This window comes from Lentilactobacillus senioris (assembly GCF_026798195.1).
Taxonomy (GTDB): domain Bacteria; phylum Bacillota; class Bacilli; order Lactobacillales; family Lactobacillaceae; genus Lentilactobacillus; species Lentilactobacillus senioris_A.
In genome coordinates, this window is sequence record NZ_JAPQEZ010000001.1 from 92,887 (window position 1) to 111,723 (window position 18,837).

Sequence of the window (18,837 nt, forward strand, 5' to 3'; positions counted from 1 at the left end):
AATATTTAGTTACTGCTTATTTGGTAACAATGGTTGCATCACCATTTGCTAGGAAGCCAGAGATATTATCCAACGAAGTAATAACCGCCTGAGCATCATCTTTGTTTTGGACGAAATCAATTGCGGCCTGCACTTTTGGCAACATACTTCCCTTGGCAAATTGATTTTCTTGAATGTATTGGTTCAACTCATCAATTGTAACACGGCTTAAGGCCTTTTGATCCGGTTTATTAAAGTTAACGAAAACATGATCAACGGCCGTTAAAATAATTAAGAGATCCGCGTTAATTTGTTCTGCCAGTTTTTCAGAAGCGAAATCTTTATCAATTACCGCTTCTCGACCAGCTAAATGATTGCCTTCTTTAACTACCGGAATGCCACCACCACCAACTGATACTGGAATTACGTTATTTGCTACCAACGTGTCTACCACTTCTGATTCAACAACATTAATTGGCTTAGGTGATGGAACTACCCGCCGGTAACCCCGACCTGCGTCTTCTACAAACGTATAGTCTGGATTAGCTTGCCGTTGTTTAGCAACTTCTTCTTCAGTATAAAACGGACCGATGGGCTTAGTTGGATTAGTAAAAGCTGAGTCATTTTCACTAACTTCTACTTGAGTCACAACCGTGGCTACAGTTTGGCTTAAATTATTATTACGTAATTCTTCATCCAAAGCGTTTTGGAGCCAATAACCAATGCTTCCTTGAGTCATTGCCACTGCCGTATCAATTGGCATAGCTGGGTTAGTATCGGTACTTCCCGCAGCTTGTTGTAATAATAAATTACCTACTTGTGGGCCGTTACCATGAGAGACAATCAATTCATCGCCGTTTTTAACAAATTCAACTAAATATTTAGCCGTATCTTTTAATGCTTGTTGTTGAGCAGCCGCCGATGCATCTTTAGATAAAATTGCATTTCCACCTAGTGCCACTACAATTCTTCTTGCCATTTTTTATTTCCTCCACCCGGTTAAGATTAGTGGACCAAAACAGAAGTTCTGGCCCACCTAGTTTGCTTATTTACCTTCCGGAACTTGTTGAGTAATACAGTGAACGTTACCGCCACCTAAGAGAATTTCGCGAGCATAAACACCCACAATTTCACGGTTTGGATACAATTCAGCTAATGTTTCTTTAGCCTTTTCATCCATTGGGTCGCCAAATTGAGGAACGATGATGGCTCCGTTAGCGGTGTAATAGTTAACGTAACTAGCAGCTAACCGGTCTCCTTCTTGACGAGGAAGAGTACCGTCAACAGCGTCTACTCCTTCGCTTTCTTCTTTGGTGATTTTAACAGGTGATGGAACGTAAAGCTTATCTACCTTAATTTTACGACCCTTAGCATCAGTAGCATTTTCCAAAATTTCCAAATTTTCTTTAGAAATTTCGTATTGAGGGTCATTTTTATCGTCGGTCCAAGCTAAAACTACTTCACCGGGTTTAACAAAGTTAGCAATGTTATCAACGTGGCCATTAGTTTCATCAAGGTAAATTCCCTTTTTCAACCAAATGACTTTTTCTAGGTTCAAATGTTCTTTTAAGACGTTTTCAATTTGTTCTTTAGACAGTTGTGGATTACGACCATCAGATAACAAGCATTCTTCAGTAGTGATTAAAGTCCCTTCACCATCAACGTGAATTGAACCACCTTCTAATACAAAGTCATCCAACCGGTAACGATCAGTATGTTCTAATTCAGCCATCTTTTGGGCTACCCGATCGTCCTTATCCCATGGGAAGTATAAGCCATCAACCAAACCGCCCCAAGCATTAAAGGTCCAGTCTACTGCTCTAAGTTGACCTTGTTCGTTTTTAACAAACGTTGCCCCGCAATCACGAATCCATGAATCATCGTTAGAAAGTTCAATGACTTCTACTTCATCAGCTAACATGTGGCGAGCATTGTTAAATTGATCATCATTAACCCCAACGGTAACATGTTCATACTTAGAAATGGCTTTGGCCACTTCAGCAAATGTTTTTTGAGCTGGCTTACCACCATCACGCCAGTTATCTGGGCGTTGAGGCCAAAGCATATATACTCCACGGTGAGGTTCAAATTCGCCGGGCATTCTATATCCATCACGTTTTGGGGTACTATCAAGTGTTTTCATAACTATCTCTCCTTAATTTATATGATTAGCAACCGGTGTACCTACCTTGCTTTTATGCTCGGCATAACGAACAACAATTTCTCCAATGACTACCGTAATAATGACCCCAATCAAAATTGGCATTTTAGCTGAGATTTCTTCTTGGCTGCCATTTAGTGGAACTACCGTCAATACAATGGTTGCTATTAATAAAACTTCTGGAATCCAAGTCATTAGTTGAATCATAAATTTATTACCAGGCACTTTAAATGGCCGTTCATGGTCAGGATCTGAATACCGAAGCTTAAGAAATGCCGGAAACATCATAGTGTAGGAAATCAGAAGGGCAACAACATTCAATGAGAAGAAGGCCCAGAAAATATCTTGGTTAGGAATAAATGGAGCGACTACCACTAAAATGGTACCAACAATTCCGTTTAAATAACCGGTTCCTACTGGCATCCCCTTGGCGTCTTCTTTACCAAAAATAGCTGGTAAAACGTGGTCCTTAGCTGCGTAATCCGCAACATAGTTAACTCCTAATGCCCAGGAAACCATTTCTGAAGCTAAGATGTATAAGAACAACACACCAATCAAGATTACAAACCAGTTTAAGTTACCAACCAGTAAGATAAAACTATCGATTAATCCACTGGATGCTGACAATTTATCGGTTGGAATTGCTGCACTCATACCGAATGCTGCGATTAAATAGAAGAAAGCAATTAACGCACCACCATAAATAATCGCTTGTGGAATTTGTTTTTTAGGGTTATCCATATCATCCGCCATTGTGGCAACAACTTCAAATCCTAAAAAGTTAAATATAATTACAGACAGGTTGCTTAAACTTTTAACGTTTAATTGGGGAAGTAAGTTATGTGGCGAAAAGTCATTGGCGACTCCCTTGGTAACTGCCACATAAATACCTAAGATAGCTAATGATGCAATCGTAAATATTTTAGCAAACGCTGCTAAATTCATAATCCATTTACTTTCAGATACCGGCTTGTTACCCACAAATACCACTACCCAAACGAAAATCAATTGCACTATAATTGAAACAGCAGTACTTAAATGCAGCCCAAATATCTTTTCGGCAGTTTGGAAAAACAAAACTGCTAAACTGGCCATCCAAATTGGATAATTAATCCAGTAGAACCAAGCTAACCGGCCACCCCATCTGGCTCCGAAAGCTTGCTTTACCCAATCATAAAGGCCACCATCACCGGCGTATGCAGTTCCTAATTCCGATGAAATTAATCCGTAAGGAAGAAAGAATAAGATTAGTAAAAAGATCCACCAAAAGAATTGTGACGTACCAATCGCCGCTGCCGGGGCTGCTGATTCAACAACCAAAACAACCACTACTGCCATTAAAACTGCATCAAACAACCTGAACTTTTTTTTACCATTTGTCATGATAGAGTCTCCCATCTATAAACCAAGAATTACAGGTATTAGATTAGTTTTTACGGTTGTCAATTGCGTTTCTTAACATGATTTCTAATTCAGCATTGTACTTTTCAGCAACATTTTCAGAAGCATATTCTAATTCTGGGTTTAACAAGTAAACAAAGATTGCACGCATAGCGGTCTTACGGTTACCAGCTTCATCCCAAACAATTGAGTAATCTGAATCAAGAACTTCATCGGTTACTTCTTCACCACGGGTTGCTGGTAAGCAGTGCATAAATTTAGCATCTGGAGCAGCTTTAGCCATCATGTCAGCAGTTACTTGGTACTTAGGATAGAAGATTCCCATTCTTTCTTCTTTAGGCATTTCAGCATCATATAATCCGTACCAAACATCGGTGTAAACAAAGTCAGCATCCTTCAATGCTTCGTCTTCGTTTTCGGTCATGGTAACACTACCACCGTAACGTTTTGCATTTTCTTTACCAATAGCAACTACATCGTCTTTCATTTGGAAATCTTTAGGACCGTATTGAACAAAATCCATTCCCATCTTAGTAGTCATAAACATAGTAGAAACACAAACTTGAGTTGCATCACCGACAAATACGATCTTGCAATCACTTAACTTCTTGCCCTTTGGTAGGTGTTCAGTCATTGTGATAATGTCACCAAGTTCTTGAGTAGGATGGTTGTAGTCACTCATGAAGTTAACTACTGGTACCTTAGCGTACTTAGCAACTTCAGCAACTGTCTTGTGACGATCGGTCCGGGCACCAATAATATCTAGGATGCGGCCTAGAACTTGAGAAGTATCTTCGATAGTTTCATGACCACCAAGTTGAATTTGACCTGGGGCAAGGTATTGAGCATGACCACCTAATTCAGTCATAGCTGCTTCAGCAGATGTCCGAGTCCGAGTTGAACTTTGCTCAAAAATCATTCCCAAAGTTTTGTTAGCCAATAGTTGTGGATAGTAACCATTGTTAATTGATTCTTTGATCTTCAAAGCCAAATCAATCATGTATTGAATTTCATCTTGAGTGTATGTGTTAGTATCTACAAAGTCGCGTTTTGTCATAATAAGTAATCTCCTCTTCTGTCTTTGTTTTTAATTTACAAACACATCATAAAAGACTACCAACTATTTTTAAAGCGTTTTCAATGCTATTGATACTTGACTTAAAGGAGATGACACGTGTTTCATTTCATGAAACATGTATCACCACTGCTAGCTCCTTTTTTGCTTAGCTCCCAGAAATTATTCTTTTATACATTGTGAATTATACAATAAGTCCAATGACACAAACTATCATTTATAATTAGACACCTTTTTTAAAATCAAGTATGCTAGAAGAATCGAGAAAAAACAGGAGGTTCTTCAGCCTTGGAAGAATTATTTGAAAAAGCACCCATACGACAGGCCTACTTTAAGCTGGCAATGCCCGTCGTAATTAGTATGCTGGCCAGCATGATTTACAACCTAGCCGATACATATTTCGTGTCCTTAACCCAAAATACCGATTTAGTCGCAGGGGTAGCCATCTGTGCTCCCCTCTTTAATTTGATGATTGCTTTAGGGGATATTTTTGGATTAGGTGGCAGTGCCTACATTTCTAGACTACTTGGGCAACATAAAATCGAATTAGCTCGCCACGTTAGTAGTTGGTGCTTTTACTTTGGTATTTTTAGTAGTATTGCAGTTGCCATTTTAATGTTGATCTTTGAACGACCAATTTTAATGTTAATGGGAGCTACCGCAAGTACTTATGCTTATGCTGCCCAATTTTATCGGATTTTCAACGTGGGAGCTACCTTAGTAACCATGTCGATTATTCCTGGTAATTTAATGCGAACTGAAGGCCGTGCCCGTGAAACCATGGTGGCCACGGTGTTAGGTATCGTAATTAACGTTATTTTTGATCCCTTATTTATTTTAGGACTTCATATGGGCGCTGCCGGAGCTGCCTTAGCCAACTTATTAGGCTACCTGCTCTCCGATGCTTTACTAGTGGTTTACATTATCAAACGTTGTCGGGTTATCACTGTTGATTGGCGTAAAATGAGTCTACAACGGGACTCTGTTTGGCAAGTGCTAGTCATCGGTATTCCAGCCTCAGTAACCAACCTAATGATCAGTTACCAAACTGCTCTGTTCAATAACTACTTAGCCCGTTATGGTGCAGATCAAGTGGCCGCTTTGGGAATTGCCACTAAAGTCTCACAAGTGGTTAATGCTATCATGGTTGGTTTTGCCTTCGGTGCTCAACCATTAGTTGGTTACAACTACGGGGCTAAAAATCATAAACGGCTTCAAGCTATCATTCGGTTTGATATTATCGTCGAAGTGCTCTGGTCCTTAGTTATGGCTTCCTTGATGATTGTAGTAGCTCCTTGGATTGTAAGTCTCTTCTTGAAGAATCCTAATGTTGTTCATTACGGAACTCAGTTGCTTAGAATTTTGCTAGTAACTACTCCGTTCGCAGGTGCAATTTTGGTTTACACCACTGTATTCCAATCTACAGCTCAAGCTTTTAACGCATTAGTAATGTCCGTTTCCCGGCAAGGAGTTTTCTTCACCATTGCCATTGTGATTGGTAACCTATTATTTGGTTACAACGGAATCATTTGGTCTCAAGCAGTTGCCGATGTTTTGACAGCTGCCTTAGGTTGGTATTTATACCGTCGCCAAGTCCGCAAAGTAAATCAAACATTATAAATTATAAAAAGACAGACCACCCAAAAGGTAATCTGTCTTTTTTAATTTACCATCACAACTACAACGGTTAAATTATATTAGTCTAAATTTTACTTCTTATTTATATTTGTTCACTAGTTTGTTATTGCCGGTAATATAACCGCCCTTAACCTGATAGCGTAATGCATCATGCCGATGCAACTCATTAGGGTGAGAATAAACATAACCATTAACCTTTAGGTAGGTTCCTCTACTATAATGTTGTAAGCGATTGGTTAGGTTTACTGTTTGATAACGATTAATTGGCGTTTTCGCTTTTATTTTTGTCACTCGTGAATGTTTACCAGCGTAAACTAACTTCTTATTAGCTGTAATATATTTACCGTTGCTAAGTTTAAAGCGCGTGGTTAGGTTGTGTTCTACCAATTCTACTACCCGCAATTGAGTTCCTTGACGATAATTAGCAACCTTACCAGTTAGATTTTTTTGACAATAAGCATTAACTCCTGAAGCATTAATTACCATAACATATTTAGGTTGAGCTCGGTAATATACCGGTACTACTCGACTAGTTTTGGTAGTAATGTAACCCGTTTGACCAAAAGTTTTACTATTCCGGTTAACATCCCTGACTTTATATCTAACTAATCCCCGGTTAGAACGAGCATACCCAATCACTACAAACATCGGCCGGTTCATTCGGCCCTTTTTAGCATAAAATAACTTACGAGCTTTTTGAGTAAAGGTTGGTTGTCGATACAAGTAAATATTATTGGTTGTGTAAACTACTTGTCGTTTTTGAGCTAAATCAGGTCCTGGGTTAGGAAGATTTGGTTGGGGACTAGGCTTAGGATCGGGAGTTGGGGTTGGATCTGGTTTTGGTTCAGGTTCTGGAGTAGGTACCGGATCAGGAGTTGGTGTCGGGGTCGGATCTGGTTTTGGTTCTGGATCTGGCGTTGGCTTAGGTTTTTCTCCCCAAATCAATTTGTAGTATTCCACTCCGTCTTCTTGTAATTCAGTTCCATCGGCATACTTAATTGATTTCGTAGGATTAGCTCCTGAATCATATTGAGCTAAAACTACCATTTCCGTTTTATCCTCAATTTGAGATATGGTTTTTTCTGCCGTTCCGGAACCATCCGAAATATTGTCATTGCGATACGCAGCATTATCGGATCCAAGCAAAGAATCCCTAGTACTATTTTGAATTGGTTCACCGTTTAATCCCTTAGTTCCCGGTTTAACTACTACTTTTCGCTCTGCAACCGGTAGTTTATCATCTGCATATAACCAAAGATCATCATCACCTAAATAATTTAAAAACTGTCCTATGGCCAAAATTATTGTCCCTTGGATCACATTACCGTTTAACACCGAATAATCTTTAATTGCTTGACCCGTCAAGTCTATATAACCAGCAGCTGTGTGAGTTTGATTGACGGTTGCAAATTTTTTAAGCATTGGTTGTAATTTAACCAGGTCGCCTGACGTTAATCCTAACTGATTGCGATAATATTGAAAAGCATCCAATCTCAAGGTTGGATAATAAGTATCTTCAGTAAATTCCAAACTATTAAGTGCAGCAAAATCTTGATCAGTCATATTTTTATGCATACTATCTTGAGTAATGCCAAAACGCACAATATTTTTTAATCCCTGTAGGGGAGTCATACTAACCGCTGGATCCAGTCCTAAATGTAAATCTAGTTTGACATTTGCTGGTAGTTCTTTAAGTGCCTGAATTCCCTCTAAACTACTAAAAGTTGAATCCATTCCGCCAGTGGTGGTGTTTCTGACTGAAAGTCTATCTCCTGAATAATGTCTGAGTTCACCATAAGTGATTTGCCCCTTGATGTGGCCTGGTTCTCTTAGAAAATCTTCTTCAATATCACTTTCTAAATATGGATCTTCAAACGCCACTACATCAGTATCCGCATGTTGAGTGGTTGCAGCAGCCACTTCACCATTATCCTTAATACCTAATTTGGTGTCTAGTTTTTGATAACTTGTAATTCCCATTAATAGTAATGTAACTGGTACCAGTAGTAATGATTTTTTGAGTCCTTGCCGTTGCATAACAATCCCCCTTGTCATATTTGGCCTAAATTTAGCTACTTATCAATTTATATTACAAAAAAATTAACTTTTTCTTCATATGTTAGCGCCATCATAACATGCTCGGATTTTAGTATCAATTCGACTTACTTATAACTAGCTCCTAATAAAAAACTATCTAGTTAATTATTTCAATTAACTAAATAGCATTTTTTTGTTTTACTAAAAATCGAGTTACTTCTTGATCAAATTTCCGTTTAATCAACGTATCAGTGATGTATACTACTCGAATTTGCTCTGCATTCCGAAAAAAAGCTGACCGATAAAAATTACGCCCGACGCGCACCTTCAACTCGTATAACTGTTGGAATTCTCCGTGCACCGGCTTAATTTTGGCGGGGCGTTGGGTTAGATACGCTGGTAATTGATTCGTTAAAAACTGATGAAGTTGCTCCTGCTCATTGTCTTTTTTAAAGTACCCTTTAACATAATCTGTCACCGTAATGTGAAACGCCATATTTTTCACCTTCAAAGAAAGGCTGATATCCTAAGATATCAGCCTTTTACTAATTATTTAAAATCCGAGGAATCTGATTCTTCCCCCAATACTCGTTTTAAATTTGCGATTCGTTCATCCAACGGTGGGTGATCGTCCATCATTCTTGACCACCATGAACGTTGATTATTCTTACCAAATAATGGTTCTACCAAGTATAGTCCAGCAGCTTGAGGAGACAAGACCTTAGCGGCTGGTTGTGGTTCTTGTAATTTTTCTAACGCGCTAATGAGCCCTTGGGGATTACTTGTCAATTCTGCACCAGATACGTCCGCTAACGCTTCTCGTTTTCTAGATAGGAATTTTTCTAGCAAGTAACTAATCGGTAGCCCTACTACCACGATGACAAAGCCAACCGCCATCAAGGCGACTCCGATCATTGCCGAACTGTTGCCTTCCCGATCGTCATCACTACTAAAGCCCCCGAAGTATGACATTGATTGTCCCACCCGGACTAAACCATAACCCATCAAACTAATAAACCCAACCAGGGCGATCGACAAGGTAGTGACCCGAATATCATAGTTTTTCACGTGACTCATTTCGTGGGCAATTACCCCTTCTAATTCTTCACGATCCATAATATCCAATAACCCTTGAGTGACCGAAACACTGGCCTTAGCCGGACTCATTCCAGTTGCAAATGCATTCGGAGAAGCATCCGGTACCACGAACACGCGTGGCATTGGCATCCCTGCTGCTAAGCTTAATTCAGTTACAATGTTATAAACCTGCTTATACTGCGGATCAGTCGTATCTTCTGGAATTTCTTGGCCCTTATTCATGCGTACAATTTCCATGCCACCCTGCCAGTAACGGTACAGGATATATAATCCCAAAATTACTTCTAACCAAATTAGTGAGCTAATCATACTATTGACGTCACCACCGGTGAAAAAGTAAGCTAACACCACAAAAATGACATTGATTAATAATAAGAAAACGGCAATGGTCCACGCAGACCGCCGTTTATTAGCGGTTACCTGAGCCCCTAAAGTATCTAATCTAGCCAATCAAATCACCTCAGAACTTAACTTCTGGGACTTTTTCAGTCGCTGGATCGGTAGGGAGTTGATCCCGCTTAGTAAAGTGGAACATACCTGCAAACAAGTTAGCTGGAAATGATTGAATTCGAGTATTGTAGTCTCGAACCACTCGGTTGAAGTTGGTCCGACTAGCTGCTACCCGGTTTTCAGTACTAGTAAGTTCTTCTTGCAGTTGACTGAAGTTTTGGGAAGCTTGCAAGTTAGGATAGTTTTCTGCAATAGCAAATAAACGTCCCAATCCGGCACTAGCTGCATCACTGGCTTTAACCCGTTGAGCTAAATCAGCGTTGTCATCAGCCATGGTAGCAGCGTCGCTTTCCAAGTTATCAAGAGTTGAACCATTGGTGCCTTCGTTTCTGGCAGCAATGGTATCCATAAATGTATCGTGTTCGTGCTTGGCATAGCCTTTAACTGTGTTCACCAAGTTAGGAATCAAATCAGCTCGCCGTTTGAGTTGAACTCCGATTTGACTTTCCGCTTCATCTACGGAGTTTCTGGCACTAACCATGCCGTTATAAATTAAAATCGCTGCTATCACAATAATAGCAATGATTACAATCGCAATTATCAATCTAGATCCTTCTTTCTACTTATCGTTTGTTGAGCCTAGTGTAACAAGCCCCACTGCAAGGAGCAAGTTAAATTTATTCTTCCCAAGGAGCCACATGAAGCATCCACTCAATACCATACTCATCAGTGAAAATTCCCAGTTTGCCACCCCAGAATTGGTCAGCATACGGCATAGTGATTTGAACCCGACCGCTAGCTTTAACCCGTTCATAAAATTCAGCCGCCGCTTTAACGCTCTCTTTGTCGTTAGCATCCAAATCCAACATAACGGAAACTTGATTACCAATCTGCAATGCCCCAGAAAATGAATCGGCGCAGACAAAGTGGCTACCTAAAACGTCAAAACCACCGTTCATGGTAATGTTGTCCAAGTTAGCATTAGCTGGCAAATGTAGCACCTTAGCCTGTTGCTCATCTGGACTCACCCGAAACACATTGGTCGCCCCAAAAACTTCTTGGTAATATTCAATCGCTTCTCTAGCATTAATAAAATGGAAATAGGCGTACATTTGTGATTGCATGTTAACTTCCTCCTTGTTTTTAATAACTCCTTCATTATCTCAAAACTAACTATAATAACAAGTTTCTAAGCTGACTTAGCCTCAAGCTTAATTCTTTTTTGACAAATCTTAAGAAAAGAGTAAATTAAATACTTACAATTACTTAGTTAAAAACAAAGTGAGGTCATTTTTATGGAAACTCAAGCCGCGATTAATAATCGCCGTGCCATTCGGGACTTCCAGTCCACCCCAATTCCCCAAGCTGACTTAATCGATATCGTTCGCGATGCTCAACGAACTCCATCTTGGGGCAATTCTCAACCCTGGAAAGTTTATATTGCTACTGGTGATAGTTTGGCAGAATACAAACGCCGGTTTCAAAGTTTAAACGAAGCTAACAAGAAACCCAAAGCCGCTTTGGAAACTATGGCTAATGGTCAATGGCATCCTAAGGAACAGGTCAACATGGCCAAATGGAACGTGCAACTGGCCCAGACCTTAGACGGGATGCAATACATTTACTCCAACAGTCAATACGCATTATATAACGCTCCAGCAATCGCAATTTTGACCATCCCCAAAAACAGTTTAGCCTGGTCCGTTTACGACCTGGGTGCCTTTGCGCAAACCCTAATGCTAGCAGCCACAGATCGCGGAATTGCCACCGTACCATCCTACGAATTCGTTAAGTATCCTGAACTAGCTTACGGCGTACTAGACGTTCCCACTAAGGAGGCGGTTGCCATGGGCATTGGTTTGGGTTACGTCGATGATACTAGACAAATCAACCAACTGCACACCGATCGCGAACCGGTTAGCGATGTCTTAAAAATTTTAGATTAATACCTCTATACCCCCTAACATTGAAATAAATGATTAGGGGATTTTTTACGTTTTCAATTTCAAAAAAATAGGCTTTAACCCATGGCAATGAGTTAAAGCCTATTTTGATTTAATCGTAGTTCAAATGTTTATCTTGATCCAAAGCGTTAATCTTTTTAATATCATCAGCGTCCAACTTAAAATCAAAGATATCAATATTCTCTTTGATTCGAGCTGGTTTGCTGGACTTAGGAAAGACTACGAAGCCAGTATCAATTTGCCAACGCAAAACTACTTGAGCAGGAGTCTTACCGTACTTGTCAGCAAGTTCCACAATAACGGGATCTTCCAAAATCAAGTGGCCGTGACCAATTGGGGAGTAGCCTTCGTTAACGATGCCGTTGGCAGTATCAAAGGCCCCTAACTCTGCTTGCGTTTTGTAAGGATGACGTTCAATTTGGTTTACCATTGGCTTAATTTCTGCCATATCAAAAACTTGTTGTAATTGGTCTTCTGAGAAGTTAGAAACCCCAATTGCCCGAACTTTCTTTTGCTTATAGAGGGTTTCTAACGCCTTCCAAGTATCCAGTGACAATTGGAAGTTGTCTTCGTTAGGCCAGTGAATTAAGTATAGGTCTAAGTAATCAACTTGGAGATCATTGATGGCTTTATTAAAAGCTTTCAACGTACTTTCATAACCTTGATCAGTGTTCCAAACCTTGGAAGTTAAGAATAAATCTTCTCTGGCAACATCAGTTTGGCTTAACACGTCACCAATTTCTGCTTGATTACCGTAAATTTCGGCAAAGTCAAAATGCCGATAACCAGCATCTAAAGCAGTTTGCATCATGTCTTTAACGTCGGCCTTATCAATTAGATAGGTTCCAAAGCCCATCATAGGGATGGTAACCCCGTTACTTAAAGTTTGATTTTCCATAATATACTTCCTTTCCAAGTAAATTACTGTCAGCACTTGTAGATATATTATAAATACCGTTCCAGCCAAATGGCAATAAGGCACATTTTTGTGCCCTGCTTAGAATTTTCTATAATACATCTAATGGTTGTTTTTTAGTTGGCGTTGGGTACTTTGCTTGAATCAGTTGCCACTCATCCGCGGTCAACTCTAACTTAGCTGCCGCTAAATTATCCTGAACGTGGTCTGCACTACTAGATTGCGGAATTGCCAACGTCTCGCCGTTTCGAATTACCCACGCTAATAGTAATTGGAAAACAGAAACGTGGTGGGCAGCCGCAATTTCGTTAAGCAATGGATCAGCAGTTAAATCATTGCCTAAACTATCTCCTTGAGCCACTGGTGAATAAGCAATCACCGGTAACTTATGAGCCTGTAGCCACGGAACCAAATCGTATTCGATTCCCCGTGACCCCAGATTGTATAGCACCTCGTTAGTCACACATTGGTCGCCATCCGGAACCTGCCAAAGTTCCTGCATATCACTAGTATCAAAGTTAGAAACACCCCAGTGCCGAATTTTGCCGGCCTTTTGGGCCCGTTGCATTGCCAAAACCGTTTCCGCTAACGGAATATTACCGGTCCAATGTAGTAAATACAAATCCAAATAATCCACACCTAACCGGTTTAAGCTAGCGTCCAAACTCTTAGGCAACAAATTCTCAGAAGCATTCCATGGATACACCTTAGAAATTAAATATAGTTTCTGCCGCTCAACTGGCTGAATGGCTTCCCCTACTAATGTTTCGGAGCGCCCTTCGCCATACATTTCAGCCGTATCAATCGCCAACGTCCCTAACTCCGTCCCTGTTTGAATTCCGGACCGCAAGGCCGCAATTTCGGTGGCCCGATGCTGCGGTTCATCACCCATATGCCAAGTTCCTAGTCCAATTGGCAGTACCGCTTGGCCTTTGAAATTAACCATGTTCATACTATCACCCCACTATTTTTAATGAAGCCATTTCCCTTAGTATAGTCGCAAATTTACCATTTAACTTGAAAATTTTCGGGTTGGGTGGCCGTCACGGGGTTGTTTTGTTCAAAATAATCGGTAATTAGTTCGGTCATATCCAGATTCACTTCTTTGACTACTTTGGCGGTTCCAAACATGTCATATTCACCGCCACCGTTACCACGATATTGGTTCATCGCTACTTGCAAGGTTTGCTCTGCCGTTACCGTTTCGCCATGGTACTTAAGCTTGGTCACCCTGGAACCAACCGGTTGACGCAAATCAAATTCATAATCAATGCCACTATAAAAATCGTAGTTATAATACTGCACTTTCGGTTTCACAAACGCCGCTGCCACCACTACTTGGCCCGCTTGAACCTCAAAAAAACTAGCACACCGTTCCAGAGCGGCTTTCAAATCCGCTCCGGTAATTCGTTCCACGACTAACGTATTGGGGTAACCGTAACTGTTTAAGACTTGGCGGATGGTAACTTCCGCTTCATAGCCCCGGACTTCGTTGTTAAACAACGCCGTAGCTGCAATGTCGACCCCCGTAGCTGCCATTTCAACTTGATTAATAAACTGTAAATATGGATGCCCGTGTAACCTAGCCTGCATTGGATCAACAATCGTCATTGCCGGCCCATTAACTTGTCCTAGTGGTTGATCCAACCACGTCTGAACCTTTTGTTCTAGCTTGGCGGTCATTTGCGTTAACGGCGAATCCGGTATCATTTCTTCAGTCGCTAGTAACGTGGCAGTTGAGCCTTGCACTTCATTATTCTTATCCAGCTGAAGTTCAATACAGCCGACAAACCGGCCCCGTTCTCCTGGCTGGGTAACTGGCAAGCCGTTGTAAACTGCGGCGATGTGGCGGTGTTGATGACCGGTAATCAACGCATCGATTCCAGGCACTTGGGTCAAAATCCGGTAGCCTTCATCTTCAGCCGTGATTTTTTCACTGGGGAGCCCCGTTTTTAGATCTCCCTCCAGCCCGCCATGGTAGGCCACCACGACCACATCTGCCATTTTACGTAATCGCGGTACCCACAGTTTGGCAGTTTCCAGTGCTGACTTAAAATTTAAGCCGGTTAGATGGTCAGCCTGTTCCCAAACGGGAATATAAGCAGTCGTTAGCCCTAAAATGGCAACCTTAATGCCCTTTTGTTCCACAATCGTGTAAGGGGCGTCCACAATTTGTTGTTGCCGCCCACCAGCAATGTTGGCACCTAGCAGCGGATAGTTACGATAGTGTTCAGTCGCCCGTAAATAATCCAATCCGTAATTAAACTCATGATTACCTAATACGCCCGCGTCATAGCCGATGTTACTAGTAATTTGGCTAAAGATGCCTTGCTGTTTGGCCGTGGTTTGTTTAGCCACGTAACTAGTTAACGGTGAGCCTTGAATCCAATCACCATTTTCCACGGCAATCACGATTTCATCTGCGGCGGCTGCTTGCTTTTGTTGCTTAATCAAGGTGGCGGCCTTTAACATCCCGTAATCAGCAACGTTATTAGGCGTGCTGTAATCCGTGGGATAAACGTAACCATGGACATCACTAGTCGATAAAATTTTAACTTTCATTATTAAACCAACTTCTTTCGCAACCGGCCAGACAAACTGTCAATGGCCAGTACCATAATAATAATCCCTAGCAAAATGATGCCGACCCGGGGCCAGTTTCGTGTTTGAATGGCAAACAACATGGGGGTCCCGATTCCGCCGGCGCCTACCATCCCTAAAATGGTGGCTGACCGCACGGCGATTTCAAACCGGTAAAGGGTGTAGGAAATAAATTCTGGCATGATCGTGGGTAACGTCGCCAGCATAAACACCTGACTAGCATTGCCCCCCACACTAACAATCGCTTCTTCAGCCCCACCATCCATATTTTCGATAGCCTCACTAAATAACTTCCCTAACATCCCCACGGAGTGCACACTAACTGCTAGCACCCCGGCGTAAGAACCCGGGCCCACCGCTTTAATGAACATAATTGCCAATACAATTTCTGGGAAGGTACGAATCAAAGTGAGCACCAACTTGCCACTTCCAGAACGGAGATACCATTTTTCAGTTTTGCTTCGGGCCGCCCAAAAGGCAAAGGGCACGCTAATCACGGCTGAAATAATGGTTCCTAAAAAAGCAATCGCCAGGGTTTGACCAATTAACGAAACCAAATCTTCCCCACTACCGTTGTAAACGTAGGCCCAATCCGGATGAAAAATACCGTGCAAAATAGATTTGGACACCGGGCCTGCCGAATCCTGAATTCCACTTAATTTTAGCCCCTTTAACGCCCAACCATAAATCACTAAGATAATAAACGCCCAAAGTAACCAGCCGTAGCGGTCATAGTAGTTTTTTTCTATTTTTAGTTCTGGTGATTTTGTCATTAAATTAACCACTCCCTTAGATAATTACTAATTCCGTTAATCACGATAACGACTACCAACGTCATCAAAATAATAACCGCCGTTTGGCTGTAATTAAATTCATTGAGTGACCGTTGCAGATAAACCCCAATCCCACCAGCTCCTAAATAACCTAACACCGTTGAAGCCCGTACGTTAATCTCTAATGTGTATAAAAAGTAACTGATAAATTGGTTCATTACTTGGGGCACCACCGCAAAATGAATGATTTGTAATTTCCGAGCGCCTACTGATTCCAACGCTTCAATGGGGCCTTCATCAATCGTTTCGATTACTTCGTAAAACAATTTAGAAACCATCCCAAACGAGAAAATGGCTAAGGTCACTACCCCAGCGGTGGAACCAATGCCAAAGATGGCCACAAAGATCGCCGCTAACAGTAAGTCTGGTAAGGTCCGAACTAAATCCAAGAAGAAACGAATTAGTCCGTGCGCCCAGGAGTTTTTAACGATATTACTAGCTGCCAAGAAGGAAAAGGGGATGGCAAACAGCGTCCCAATTGTGGTTCCCATTACTGCCATTTGGATTGTTTCTAAAATCGGCTGCCAAATAATGGCGATGTAACTCCAATCTGGATGTGACATTCGAACTAATAAATCAGTAAATTGATCTAAGTTAGTAAAGAACATGGCAACGTCCACACCCGCCACCTTAGCAGATAAAATTACTAACCCAATAATGACGACCGTTACACTAACCGTTTTGACGTGATACTTTTGCCCCCAGGATTGGTGGGGGAGTTTTTTCATGACTTCCATGAAGGTCCTCCTAAATCGGTTGATAAATGGCGCTTAAGGCGTCTTCAGTTACCTGGTCAATCGGCTGGTCGTAAACTAATTGTCCCCCGCGCATCCCAATAATGCGGTCCGCATACTGTAAAGCTAACGGAACCGAATGCAAGTTCACCACCACGGTAATGCCGTCTTCTTTGTTCAATCTTTTCAAGTCGTTCATTACTGCTTGAGTGGTCAACGGATCCAGGGAAGCAATTGGTTCGTCGGCCAAAATAATTTTGGGATCTTGCATCAAAGTTCGGGCAATCGCTACCCGTTGTTGTTGGCCCCCGGACAATTCATCAGCCCGCATATAAATTTTTTCGAGTAAGTTTACCCGGTCTAACGCCACAGCGGCCTGTTGTTTATCGGCTTTACTATACAAGTTCAAGATACTCTTCCAAGTGGGATAGTAGCTAATTTTACCGGACAAAACGTTGTGTTCCACGCTAGTTCGTTTCACCAAGTTAAAGTTTTGAAATATCATGCCAATCTTGCGGCGAAGTTCTCGTAATGACCGCCCTTTAAGGTTTGTTACTTCCACTCCATCAACTAACACCCTGCCAGAGCTAGGATTATGCATTTTATTGATGGTTCGCATCAAGGTACTTTTGCCAGCCCCCGACAATCCGACTACCACCAAAAATTCGCCCGGTTTCACCGTCAAATTAATATCTTTTAAGCCCACCGTGCCGTTATCGTAAATTTTATTGACGTCTTTAAATTCAATAATTGGTTTTGCATCCATTTCCCTTTTCCTCCAAAAAAATGGCTGGAAATAATCTCCATTCGGAATATTTCAGCAGCCATTTTCAGTATTAATTTTACAATCACAGTTTTGGGGTTTATTTATCTAACTTAGTAGCTTCTTTATCGTATTTACGAATAATGTTGAAGTTGCTGTCCTTAGAGTCGACGTAACCTTCATGACTGTAAACGCTCGAGATGATTTGGTGCCCTTTTTTGGTTTTGGCAATGTCTTTAAACGCTTTGGAGATCTTCTTTTGCCACTTAGAGCTCATGTCACCACGAACCGTAATGGTATCGTTAGGAATTTTGCCCGTAGTATAAATCGGCACTACCTTTTTCATGACGTCTGGTTCATCGCCCTGTACTAATAACCGGGCTCCTTGGAAAACAAAGGCTGCATCGGTGTTTTTGTTATAAACCGACAGAACCCCTTGATCGTGACCTTTCACTTGAACAGTCTTAATTCCGTCTTTGTTAATATTAACCCCGTGGTTTAGCATTTCTACGGCTGGATAAATCCAACCGGCAGTTGAGGTAGTATCCTGGGTTGCAATTGTTTTGCCCTTTAAATCTTGAATATCTTTAATGCCACTATCCTTCCGGACCAAAATTTGAGAACGATAGTAATCAACTAATTTGCCGGTTGATTGATCGTTAGGTTCCTTAACCCCGTAACGTTGAGCTTGTAATAAAACCTTGGCATTGTATTGTTTATGTGCCAAAACATAAGCATCAGGTGGGAGATAACCAACATCGACTTTTTTAGACCCCATCGCTTCTACGATCGTGTTGTAATCCGTAGAAACAGCTACCTTAACGGGAATCCCCAGTTCCTTTTTCAGTAGCCCTTCTAATGGTTTGGCCTTAGCTTCGATGGTACCAGCATTGGATGAAGGCACGAATTCAACGGTTAACTTCTTAGGAGTATAATCCCCCTTTTTGGCACTAGACTTGCCACAACCCGTCAAGCCGACAGATAGTAACAGCAAGGAAATAATAGCAATTCCATATTTGGCACGGTGATTAAATCTCATCAAGTGGTCCCTCCAATAGTGTATTTGATTCATATCCCATCCTAACCCCAATAAACGAACTTAGTCAATTTATTTTTCGATTCAAGTTCGTGTTTTACCGTTTTAAAAGCTGATATACCGTTTAAATTTATTTTTTTGTGTAAAATAA

Annotated in this window: 18 protein-coding genes; 2 read left to right on the forward strand and 16 right to left on the reverse strand. The window is 41.2% G+C overall.

All coding sequences use genetic code 11. The annotated features are described in order from the left end of the window. Positions 1-16: 16 nt before the first annotated feature. From arcC to ptcA, 4 genes are all read right to left on the reverse strand, one after another. The gene (arcC, locus tag OXT66_RS00440) at positions 17-958 is read right to left on the reverse strand and encodes a carbamate kinase (RefSeq protein WP_268595114.1); all 942 of its coding nucleotides are present in this window, start codon (positions 956-958) and stop codon (positions 17-19) included. 66 nt (positions 959-1,024) lie between these two features. Continuing rightward, positions 1,025-2,122: an agmatine deiminase gene (aguA, locus tag OXT66_RS00445; RefSeq protein ID WP_268595115.1), complete on the reverse strand. Its 1,098-nt coding sequence runs from the start codon at positions 2,120-2,122 to the stop codon at positions 1,025-1,027. A 12-nt stretch (positions 2,123-2,134) separates the two neighbouring features. Further along, complete coding sequence (locus tag OXT66_RS00450) at positions 2,135-3,523, reverse strand: APC family permease (RefSeq protein ID WP_268595116.1); 1,389 nt, start codon at positions 3,521-3,523, stop codon at positions 2,135-2,137. A 43-nt stretch (positions 3,524-3,566) separates the two neighbouring features. Beyond that, the gene (gene ptcA / locus OXT66_RS00455; protein ID WP_268595117.1) at positions 3,567-4,598 is read right to left on the reverse strand and encodes a putrescine carbamoyltransferase; all 1,032 of its coding nucleotides are present in this window, start codon (positions 4,596-4,598) and stop codon (positions 3,567-3,569) included. A 306-nt stretch (positions 4,599-4,904) separates the two neighbouring features. Between ptcA and OXT66_RS00460 the strand changes: the two genes are divergently transcribed. Next, entirely contained in the window at positions 4,905-6,236 is a 1,332-nt protein-coding gene (locus OXT66_RS00460; RefSeq protein ID WP_268595118.1) for an MATE family efflux transporter, read from the forward strand. A 96-nt stretch (positions 6,237-6,332) separates the two neighbouring features. Here OXT66_RS00460 and OXT66_RS00465 read toward each other — a convergent pair whose 3' ends face one another. The 5 genes from OXT66_RS00465 to OXT66_RS00485 all read right to left on the reverse strand — a co-directional run bounded on the left by OXT66_RS00465 (position 6,333) and on the right by OXT66_RS00485 (position 10,963). Further along, positions 6,333-8,291, reverse strand: a complete 1,959-nt coding sequence (locus OXT66_RS00465) for a DUF5776 domain-containing protein (protein ID WP_268595119.1) — start codon at positions 8,289-8,291, stop codon at positions 6,333-6,335. Between the two features lie 178 nt (positions 8,292-8,469). Continuing rightward, positions 8,470-8,787, reverse strand: a complete 318-nt coding sequence (locus OXT66_RS00470; protein WP_268595120.1) for a hypothetical protein — start codon at positions 8,785-8,787, stop codon at positions 8,470-8,472. A 53-nt stretch (positions 8,788-8,840) separates the two neighbouring features. After that, a complete protein-coding gene (locus tag OXT66_RS00475) occupies positions 8,841-9,839 on the reverse strand; it encodes a M48 family metallopeptidase (RefSeq protein WP_268595121.1) in 999 nt (332 codons plus the stop codon). A 10-nt stretch (positions 9,840-9,849) separates the two neighbouring features. Continuing rightward, entirely contained in the window at positions 9,850-10,443 is a 594-nt protein-coding gene (locus tag OXT66_RS00480; RefSeq protein ID WP_268595122.1) for a LemA family protein, read from the reverse strand. 73 nt (positions 10,444-10,516) lie between these two features. After that, positions 10,517-10,963: a glyoxalase/bleomycin resistance/extradiol dioxygenase family protein gene (locus OXT66_RS00485; RefSeq protein ID WP_268595123.1), complete on the reverse strand. Its 447-nt coding sequence runs from the start codon at positions 10,961-10,963 to the stop codon at positions 10,517-10,519. Positions 10,964-11,134: 171 nt separating this feature from the next. Between OXT66_RS00485 and OXT66_RS00490 the strand changes: the two genes are divergently transcribed. Then, positions 11,135-11,785 (forward strand): nitroreductase, encoded by a 651-nt coding sequence (locus OXT66_RS00490; protein WP_268595124.1) that lies wholly within the window; start codon positions 11,135-11,137, stop codon positions 11,783-11,785. A 109-nt stretch (positions 11,786-11,894) separates the two neighbouring features. On the opposite strand, the gene OXT66_RS00495 is transcribed toward OXT66_RS00490, so the two are convergent. The 7 genes from OXT66_RS00495 to OXT66_RS00525 all read right to left on the reverse strand — a co-directional run bounded on the left by OXT66_RS00495 (position 11,895) and on the right by OXT66_RS00525 (position 18,689). Then, a complete protein-coding gene (locus tag OXT66_RS00495) occupies positions 11,895-12,701 on the reverse strand; it encodes an aldo/keto reductase (protein ID WP_268595125.1) in 807 nt (268 codons plus the stop codon). A 109-nt stretch (positions 12,702-12,810) separates the two neighbouring features. Continuing rightward, positions 12,811-13,671 carry an aldo/keto reductase gene (locus OXT66_RS00500; protein WP_268595126.1) on the reverse strand — a complete coding sequence of 287 codons (861 nt, stop codon included), beginning with the start codon at positions 13,669-13,671 and terminating at the stop codon, positions 12,811-12,813. 53 nt (positions 13,672-13,724) lie between these two features. Continuing rightward, on the reverse strand, positions 13,725-15,281 hold the full coding sequence (locus OXT66_RS00505; protein WP_268595127.1) for a bifunctional metallophosphatase/5'-nucleotidase: 1,557 nt from the start codon (positions 15,279-15,281) through the stop codon (positions 13,725-13,727). A gap of 2 nt (positions 15,282-15,283) precedes the next feature. Continuing rightward, the gene (phnE, locus tag OXT66_RS00510; RefSeq protein ID WP_056977351.1) at positions 15,284-16,093 is read right to left on the reverse strand and encodes a phosphonate ABC transporter, permease protein PhnE; all 810 of its coding nucleotides are present in this window, start codon (positions 16,091-16,093) and stop codon (positions 15,284-15,286) included. Continuing rightward, positions 16,093-16,881: a phosphonate ABC transporter, permease protein PhnE gene (gene phnE / locus OXT66_RS00515; protein ID WP_268595427.1), complete on the reverse strand. Its 789-nt coding sequence runs from the start codon at positions 16,879-16,881 to the stop codon at positions 16,093-16,095. Before phnE (OXT66_RS00515) ends, phnE (OXT66_RS00510) begins: the two co-directional genes overlap by 1 nt. Positions 16,882-16,900: 19 nt before the next feature. Beyond that, complete coding sequence (phnC, locus tag OXT66_RS00520) at positions 16,901-17,653, reverse strand: phosphonate ABC transporter ATP-binding protein (protein WP_268595128.1); 753 nt, start codon at positions 17,651-17,653, stop codon at positions 16,901-16,903. 97 nt (positions 17,654-17,750) lie between these two features. Beyond that, positions 17,751-18,689 carry a phosphate/phosphite/phosphonate ABC transporter substrate-binding protein gene (locus OXT66_RS00525; RefSeq protein WP_268595129.1) on the reverse strand — a complete coding sequence of 313 codons (939 nt, stop codon included), beginning with the start codon at positions 18,687-18,689 and terminating at the stop codon, positions 17,751-17,753. Between the last annotated feature and the right edge of the window lie 148 nt (positions 18,690-18,837).

Coding starts and splice junctions, on each gene's coding strand:
- OXT66_RS00470 (WP_268595120.1), bottom strand. CDS start 8,787: ATGGCGTTTCACATTACGGTGACAGATTATGTTAAAGGGTACTTTAAA.
- OXT66_RS00525 (WP_268595129.1), bottom strand. CDS start 18,689: ATGAGATTTAATCACCGTGCCAAATATGGAATTGCTATTATTTCCTTG.
- OXT66_RS00490 (WP_268595124.1), top strand. CDS start 11,135: ATGGAAACTCAAGCCGCGATTAATAATCGCCGTGCCATTCGGGACTTC.
- ptcA (WP_268595117.1), bottom strand. CDS start 4,598: ATGACAAAACGCGACTTTGTAGATACTAACACATACACTCAAGATGAA.
- phnC (WP_268595128.1), bottom strand. CDS start 17,653: ATGGATGCAAAACCAATTATTGAATTTAAAGACGTCAATAAAATTTAC.
- OXT66_RS00500 (WP_268595126.1), bottom strand. CDS start 13,671: ATGAACATGGTTAATTTCAAAGGCCAAGCGGTACTGCCAATTGGACTA.
- OXT66_RS00465 (WP_268595119.1), bottom strand. CDS start 8,291: ATGCAACGGCAAGGACTCAAAAAATCATTACTACTGGTACCAGTTACA.
- OXT66_RS00450 (WP_268595116.1), bottom strand. CDS start 3,523: ATGACAAATGGTAAAAAAAAGTTCAGGTTGTTTGATGCAGTTTTAATG.
- arcC (WP_268595114.1), bottom strand. CDS start 958: ATGGCAAGAAGAATTGTAGTGGCACTAGGTGGAAATGCAATTTTATCT.
- OXT66_RS00485 (WP_268595123.1), bottom strand. CDS start 10,963: ATGCAATCACAAATGTACGCCTATTTCCATTTTATTAATGCTAGAGAA.
- phnE (WP_056977351.1), bottom strand. CDS start 16,093: ATGACAAAATCACCAGAACTAAAAATAGAAAAAAACTACTATGACCGC.
- OXT66_RS00505 (WP_268595127.1), bottom strand. CDS start 15,281: ATGAAAGTTAAAATTTTATCGACTAGTGATGTCCATGGTTACGTTTAT.
- phnE (WP_268595427.1), bottom strand. CDS start 16,881: ATGAAAAAACTCCCCCACCAATCCTGGGGGCAAAAGTATCACGTCAAA.
- aguA (WP_268595115.1), bottom strand. CDS start 2,122: ATGAAAACACTTGATAGTACCCCAAAACGTGATGGATATAGAATGCCC.
- OXT66_RS00495 (WP_268595125.1), bottom strand. CDS start 12,701: ATGGAAAATCAAACTTTAAGTAACGGGGTTACCATCCCTATGATGGGC.